Below are 7,722 nucleotides of genomic sequence, written 5' to 3' on the forward strand. Positions count from 1 at the left end.
TTATCACTTCTTCCTATGTCGTTTACGACAATAGCAATCTTTCCAAATTTATTATTGTCATGAATATCATTAACGATTCTCAATTGATCCTTGTACGTGATCTTTTGTCTGATTATGAACAAAGACAGATCAGCATACTTGCTCAGTAACTGAGCATCAGAGACAAGTCCAATTGGGGGGGCATCAAGAACAATATAGTCAAAACGTTCTCTTAAGTACTGCATAAGAACGTCCATTCTGTTATTTAGAATTGTCTCAGCCGGATTGGGAGGTATCGGCCCGGCACTAATGACGAATAGATTTTCATGAACCCAGGTTGATGTAATTATCTCATCCTCTTTTACACTATGGTCTATTATATAATTTGTAAATCCATACTTGCCGATTATTCCCAAGTTCTGAGACAACTTTGGTTTCCTAAGATCTAATTCCAACATCACCACCTTCTTTCCCGAGATTGCCAGAGCAGCACCCAAATTGGTTGAAATGAACGATTTTCCCTCTCCAGACATACTTGATGTTAAAAGAATAGTTTTGGAGTCGGAACTTGACGATATGAAAAATGACAAATTCGCTCTTAATGCTCTGAATTGTTCTGAAATCGGAGTTCTAGAATCTTTTACGACAACAACATTTTCATCTGTTAAGTTATGACCAATTTCTCCAACTACAGGCACAGGTGACAACTCTTCTATATCCTTTTTCGTTTGAATCTTGGTATTCAGCATACCTTGTATATAAATCTGTCCGATAGGTAACGCTAGCCCGAGTAATACAGCCATAAGTAATGCGACAGACTTCTTAGGAGAGAAGGGCAAAGGCTCCGCTTTGGAGGCATCTATAACCCTGGAGTTAGCTAAATTCGCAGTCTTTGATATCGCAGTTTCTTCTCGTTTTTGAAGCAAGTATATATACAACTCTTGTTTTATTTCTTGCTGACGAGTTAAGTCAAGATAGGTTCTTTCTTGTCCTGGAACTGCTCTAATTTTTCCCTCAATTTTCCCTGCATTTCTTTCTAATTGCTGTTTACTAATACCTAAAGAACGAGAAGTACTAAGAAGATTAGACAACATGTCTTTTCTTAGCGAAATGATTCGCTGCTCTAGATTTTTAACAACAGGATTATCTTCGGTTGATGAAAGCAATAATTTGTCCCTTTCAAGTACCAAATTATTATATTTATCAACAACAGCTGCAAAGATCGGATCATCAGGCAGCACAGAATTCGGAACTACTCTTTTATTTCTGGATTCATCCTTCAAATAATCAATAAGAGCCTCCGAAATATTGAGCTGGGTCTCAATCTCCGCCAATCTCTTTACATAATCACTAGAGTTACCAACAAGCAACTTGCTCTGTTCAGTAATATCAGCAAGCCCCTTTACCTGCTTAAAACTCTGAATATTACCTTCTATATTTGCAAGTTCTCTACTAACTACTAAAAGCCGGTTTTCAATGAAAGCAATTGTGCTATCCGCGATCTCATTCCTATTTGAAAGATTAGATTTAATATAGCTATTAATGAACTCAGTTAAAATTTCTTCACCTTTCCGGGGAATGGGGTACTCAAAGCTTAGATCGATGGTACTAACCTGTTTATTTGTAACAGACACGCTAATTAATTGCCTCATATTCGCCACAGTTTGCTCAAAAGAGGAAACTGAAAAAAGGAAATCGTCTTTAGGATTCCCTCTGTATTTTGGGTTTCTTATTACCCTTATTGTACCAACATCGTCAATAATAAACGGCTGATTATATTGGTATTTCTTCTCTATCTCGTCATCTGATGATCGATCCTTATATTTAATATGAAACGAATTTCCATCTGTGCTGTTAAATGAAAATAGTGTTGAAATTATTGTATCCTTTGTAGCTAATAGTTCTACTGAAAAAGGAGCTTCATATAATTCTAAATTTTTAAAAGTACCTTTTTTGTAATATTTAACATTTAGCTTAAGATTCTTAACAACCTCTTCCACGAGAGTTCTTGTTCGTAATATTTCAGCCTCATTGTCAACATTACTTTTCGTATTAAATAAATTTCCTAAATCACTAAAAACCTCGGCAGGGGCAGCGATTCCTGCTCCACCCTTTTGTTGATCTTCTACAAGCAATTTAGCTCCGACCCTATACATAGGAGTTTTATATCTCAGGTATAGAGCTCCTAGAGCAACACATATTATTATACTGATTACGAAAATCCACCATTTATTCAAAGCCTTAGCTAAGAATAGTTTTAGATCTTCATTTTCGTCTTTCTGAGCAACAGACCTCTTCTCGTACGAAGGATGCATATACAATTATTTGATAATTATGAAATACTACAATCTTGTGAGAGCCACAATCAAAACTGATATAATAGACCCTAAAAGAGCAAGAGTTTGAGTTCTGGCTGCATTATTAGCAGCAACCTTCCCCTTTCCTGGCTCCACATAAATAACATCATTTTGCTTTAGATAGAAATAAGGAGACTTAAACACATCAGATGAATTTAAATTAAACCTCACAAATTCTTTTTGCCCATTGTTTTCTCTTACTAGGAGAACATTCTCGCGCTTTCCATAAATGGTTAAGTCTCCTGCCAGCCCCAAAGCATCTAATAAAGTTACCTTTTCGTTGGGAACAGTATAGGTAGCAGGTTTATTAACTTCACCAATCACAGTTATTTTATAATTTGCAAAGCGAACTTGTACTGTAGGCTCCTTAAAGTATCTCGCAGCCCGCTGCTGTATCAAGTCCCTTGCTTGAAATGTTGTTAATTCAGATACTTTTATATTGCCGAGCATAGGAATAGATACATTTCCGTTTTTATCCACTAAAAACCCTGTCACCATTTGAGATCCCGTTGGTGTCGCAGAACTAGCCCCGATTACAGGCATGGCTGATACCTGATTTACAGCGGCAGTAGTCGCTGGATCAATTGTCTGTATAGTTATACTTAAAATATCATCTGGCTGAATAACTGGATCTTTAAATTCAGAAGGGGTAATCTCCCTCAATTTCGCAGTATCGGGCAAATCGGTAAAATAGACTGATTTCTTAGTTACCACACAAGACGGCAGAATAAGGACCAATAAAAACGCCAAAACTATATACAGCCTGGCAGATAGCAGGTTTTTCAACATATATGAGAGGTAATTTTTCTTTTTTCTAGTTTTTAATTTTTAAAATCAAGTACCAAAAAGTGCTGCAATTTAAGAATTTTTTTGATTTTCGTCACTTTTTTTAAAAAACTTAACAAAAAAGGTGTTTTTTGTAAAAAGTTTCACAAAAATTAACAAAGTGTTAAGATTGTGATAATTACGTGATCTTTGTGATAAAAAATGGGCACCGCTGTGCAACTTATAAAAAGAAGTCATACAGCCCTAAAAATGTTGCTTTCTAACATTAAAACAGCTATAGCAGCTAAAGGCAATCGCCTTACTGCGTTAATAAATAGAAGGTATATGATATACCAATCTTTCTTGATGCGTGGTGTAAAAGTGATGCCACTACTTGGGCAAAATAACTCTGCCATCTTTTGTATTCTGGCAGTAGAAGGGTACTCTTCGGACATATCATTTCGCAAAATGCGCTTCATTTGGATGCGCTGTAACGAAAACAATACAAAAAAGCTTACTGGTTTGTTTTGATTTTTTGATAAAAGATTGCAGGTATCTAATATTGAGTGGTTTACTTCGCAATTACCAGCTTGATTTCTAAAATCCCAATAAGCAAACCATCCTAAGCTGCCACAAAGAAGGCTAGGCTATTTGAGGATTATTGTAACCCATCCAGAAAATCTGCCTTGCAGATTCATCTGGATTCTTCTTTTTGCCTTAAAACTTTTCCTGGATTATGTAAAAGTTACTTCTGCAGCATCCGCACACATATCTCCTTGCAGGTTTAAGGAATAATAAATATTTGATATACCACTCTCTTTTGATGCGGGCAGTGAAAGGCACCCCGCAGTTAGGGCATAGAATATCTGTCTCTTTTCTTTTACTATCAGATTCTTGTAAAGTACTTGGCATCTTTTTAAATTCGTATTTGATTGATTTAAGAACACAAAAATAAAGAACTTGATTGCTTAGTTCAGATCAAAAACGCAGGAACGTGCATTATGTTTACCAGAATGTGAAAATGTGTGAAATTCGCGATCTGCCTTAATCCTCCCTCTTTTTTGTTATCTTAGCTCATTCATCCTTGTTTGATAAATTATCATGAATGCTGTCGCTTTAAGGATCAAGAAGATCCGCTCTAACATAGGCCTCACCCAGGAACAAATGGCCGACAAAATAAACCTCTCCGTCAAAGCCTGGCAGAAAATTGAGAATGGCATTACACGCCTCGACCTGGAGAGATTGAACCAGATTGCAGAGATACTGGAGACATCTTTAGTTGATTTGATCAATGCGGATGAAGGCATTTATGTACATCAGGAAATTGACAAAAACGAGAATATCTACAATAAAGAGGTCAATTATCACAATAACATTTCCGACGAAGAACGCGAACTCTACAAAAAGATCATCGCTGATAAAGAAAAGACCATCGCCGACAAGGATAAAGAAATCGAATTCCTGAAAGACCTCCTGAAGAAAAGTTAAAGCGATCAATTCTAACCCGTCGTGCAGTTCAACCGGCAATATTTAATCGAGATAATTATTTTAGTGACAGCACAACATTGGGAAGTTTCTGAGCCCCGACCGGCTGGTAGTTTCCTTCGGGTTGGCTCCTGATTGGCTTCTGATCTGCAACGCTTTCCCTACGCTTTCGGAACGCTTTCCCTACGCTTTCCGTTCGGGAATTGTCGAAGCAATAGCGTAGGGAAAGCGTTGCAGTAGCGTTACTGATCAGACGCCAATCGCCGGAATGTCGGGAGCCAGTCCGAAGTTTTATGCAGTTTACAGGGAGAGTGTTCAATTAACATTCCTATATTTAAGCAGTAAAACGCTCAACTTTACATTATCACATTATGATCAGAAAATTTACGTTCCTTGCCCTTATGGCTGCTGCTCTGTTCAACGCCTGCAGCAAAGAAGACGCTCCTCCCGGCAATGAGAAGCAATGCATAATCACATCGCTTTATAAGACCGATGCCCAGGGCAAGCGGTATGCCACAGCCAACCTCATGTACGATGCACAGGGCAGGCTCACGAAATTAACCAGCGACAATGACACTGCATTTTTTGACTTTAAAGCAAACTACGAAGATGCGAAGAAGACTGTCACCGTCTATGACGAGTCTGAGTATCTGCGATCAGTCATTAATCTGGACGACAAAGGAAGGGCTCAAAAGCTATCACTGTATAACGGAACTTATGCTTTCCTTTTTTCCTACCAGGACGATTACCTTTCCACGTTGACATGGCAGTACAATAACAAGTCGATATATTCATATGCGTTGCTGTATAGCAATGGCAACCTCGTGTCCGTTAAAGCACAGCAGAATACCGGCAACATCGATATCAGGTTTGAATACGATGATCAGCCCGCTGTGTCCATTCCAAATGTCGGAAATCCTCTCAGCCATCTGGGTATACCTTTAGTACTTCCGGGAATATTGGGAAAGACTTCAAAGAACAGGCTGGTTAAAGTAGTGGAACCTTTTAACGACGGATTGACGCGCACGCGCACTACTACCTATCAATATGAAACAGATAAGGATGGGAAAATAACAGCGGTTAAATACCTGGTGAGTGTCGCTTTCAACGGCCAGGCCAGAGATTATCAGTACGGCCACACCCTCCACATCGAATACAAATGTGAGGAGTAAGGCGCCGCTTTACTCAGTCCTTTCTCAATCGCAGCCTCTCACAATACGCCAGCTGCATGTCTTCTCTACTTAGCGAGTGCTCGCAAGCCTCACCCTGCGGCTGTGCAGGCAGCCTCATATTATTTTTATTTGCTTCTTTTAAAATCCACCAGGCAGTCATTCCTTCTAATCCCGGCCTCAGCCTGGTATGGCTCTCATAAATCTCCAATTGCATGATTACCTTAGCGAGCGCTCTCAAGCCTCACCCTATGGCTGTGCAATCAGCCTCATTATTGCTTCTTTATATGCTACTCATTCCCTCAACCCGCTACTCACCAGACAACTTTAAGCCAAAGCCAACTGCATGTTTTTAACTTAGTGAGCGCTTAAAAACCTCACTATACAGCTGTGCAGGCAGCATCAATCGCAATCTCTCATGATTCTCCAGCTGCATGTCTTTCCTACTTAGCGAGTGCTCGCAAGCCTCACCCTGCGGCTGTGCAGGCAGCCTCGCTATTTATTTCTATTCTTCCAGTATCTCAATCCCTGCCCGTTCGAAGCCATCATGTTCATGGGTATCTGGCCTTTGTACATAGCCGGAAGCAGATCTCCTGCCACCCGTAGATCTTCTGCCTCACCGCATTCACCTCCTCCGCATCCTGCGTATCCACCAGGAGCTGAATCTTCCGCACCACCACAACAGTACCGCGTTTCCCGCTCATAGCTCAAATCTACCAGCCGCAGCAATAAGGTCACACCTACTTTTGATTACCGGGAGGGGGAAGGTTTTAGAGAGGCCATGCAAACATGATTGTGATTGTTACCTGAAACTATTAGTCCCTGCTAAAATAGCATTCGCCTTATACATAAACTCTCCGGTCTATTGGCAAATGAGCCGATCATCAGCAGATCATAATTGCTCTACTTCTTCAGGAGACAACCCGGTGGCTTTTGATATGCTGTTTGCAGGAAGCCCGAGTTTCTTTAATTCAATGGCAATACTACGTTTCTCCTGGTTACGGCCTTCCAAATGACCTTCTTGACGGCCTTCCAAACGACCTTCTAAATGCCCCTGACGTCTTTCCTGCAGCTTTACTGTTTCTATGATGCCCATATCAATTATACCTCCTGTTATCTGGTAAATCAATGTATCAAATTTACGGTTTATTTCTGTATTTCCGATAAAGATTATGTTCTTCAAAAATTCTAAAAAACTGAGAATGCGATCTTTATCGTATTTTTGATGCAATAATAGTGCCCGCGCTATCATGCTTCTTTCTTCCCCCAGCGCTTCTTCGCTCAGCTTTTTTTCCAGCAGAGCTTTCTGACATGCAGCGACGATCAGGGCAAAAATATTATCCATACCAAGCAATTGCTCCTGGCTGTGATCAAAGATATGGTAACTCCGGTAGCTGAATTGAATGGAGGTATCCAGTACCTTCCGGCAGTATTCCGATGGCCGCGCCTGGCTTTTGTCGCCGGTATAGACTACAATAGTGGCTACCGGCAATTCATATCTGTCAGTGATCCGGTAATTATACTGCCACGCCCGATAGGCAAACTGAGGGTCGTTGCCACCCTCAACTTCGACGTTCAGCAATATCAGTTGCGGACTGCCGTCTTTTAACCACACCTTTACCAGGAGGTCGGCCTCCCGCGAGCCGCCCTTCCGTTCCCGGTCGGGCACTATAGTGTGAAGTTCTTTATCAAGCATTTGGAATCCCTTGCTGAAATCAAACAGATCATCGGCATCGGGATAAAGAAAGCGAAGCAAATCGACGAAGTTTTCTTCGAACGCCCCTTTGAGCAGTTCATCGTTCTTCCTTCGTGGCGCTTTGCCGGAAGTTGTTGAAGGCATGGTTTATTTGTTATGTTCAAAACTAATGAGCTTTTTAGCTTGAAAAAAGTGATGCTTATCATTTACTTCCGGCAACAACGGACTAGCCGCCAGCTGCATGTATTTATTGCTTAGCGAGCGCTCTCAA

6 protein-coding genes are annotated in these 7,722 nt (G+C 40.4%); 2 read left to right on the forward strand and 4 right to left on the reverse strand.

Annotated features, from left to right (window positions below; genetic code table 11):
• Both DDR33_RS21125 and DDR33_RS21130 read right to left on the reverse strand, forming a co-directional pair.
• Positions 1-2,294, reverse strand: a 2,294-nt coding sequence (locus tag DDR33_RS21125; RefSeq protein WP_109417789.1) for a GumC family protein, incomplete at its 3' end; no start/stop codon positions are given.
• Between the two features lie 27 nt (positions 2,295-2,321).
• Entirely contained in the window at positions 2,322-3,125 is an 804-nt protein-coding gene (locus DDR33_RS21130; protein ID WP_109417790.1) for a polysaccharide biosynthesis/export family protein, read from the reverse strand.
• A 1,077-nt stretch (positions 3,126-4,202) separates the two neighbouring features.
• Between DDR33_RS21130 and DDR33_RS21145 the strand changes: the two genes are divergently transcribed.
• Entirely contained in the window at positions 4,203-4,589 is a 387-nt protein-coding gene (locus DDR33_RS21145; protein WP_109417793.1) for a helix-turn-helix domain-containing protein, read from the forward strand.
• Positions 4,590-4,957: 368 nt separating this feature from the next.
• Positions 4,958-5,758 carry a DUF4595 domain-containing protein gene (locus DDR33_RS21150; protein WP_109417794.1) on the forward strand — a complete coding sequence of 267 codons (801 nt, stop codon included), beginning with the start codon at positions 4,958-4,960 and terminating at the stop codon, positions 5,756-5,758.
• A 492-nt stretch (positions 5,759-6,250) separates the two neighbouring features.
• Here the strand turns inward: DDR33_RS21150 and DDR33_RS25605 are convergent, their stop codons facing one another.
• Complete coding sequence (locus DDR33_RS25605; protein ID WP_146198821.1) at positions 6,251-6,493, reverse strand: hypothetical protein; 243 nt, start codon at positions 6,491-6,493, stop codon at positions 6,251-6,253.
• 154 nt (positions 6,494-6,647) lie between these two features.
• Positions 6,648-7,595, reverse strand: coding sequence for an RpnC/YadD family protein (locus DDR33_RS21160; protein WP_109417796.1), 948 nt, complete (start codon positions 7,593-7,595; stop codon positions 6,648-6,650).
• Positions 7,596-7,722 lie beyond the last annotated feature (127 nt).

It is taken from the genome of Pararcticibacter amylolyticus (assembly GCF_003130405.1).
Taxonomy (GTDB): Bacteria; Bacteroidota; Bacteroidia; order Sphingobacteriales; family Sphingobacteriaceae; genus Arcticibacter; species Arcticibacter amylolyticus.

What these genes read in the sequence shown, in the direction of transcription:
- DDR33_RS21130 (WP_109417790.1), bottom strand. Translation starts at nt 3,125, where the DNA reads ATGTTGAAAAACCTGCTATCTGCCAGGCTGTATATAGTTTTGGCGTTT.
- DDR33_RS21145 (WP_109417793.1), top strand. Translation starts at nt 4,203, where the DNA reads ATGAATGCTGTCGCTTTAAGGATCAAGAAGATCCGCTCTAACATAGGC.
- DDR33_RS21150 (WP_109417794.1), top strand. Translation starts at nt 4,958, where the DNA reads ATGATCAGAAAATTTACGTTCCTTGCCCTTATGGCTGCTGCTCTGTTC.
- DDR33_RS21160 (WP_109417796.1), bottom strand. Translation starts at nt 7,595, where the DNA reads ATGCCTTCAACAACTTCCGGCAAAGCGCCACGAAGGAAGAACGATGAA.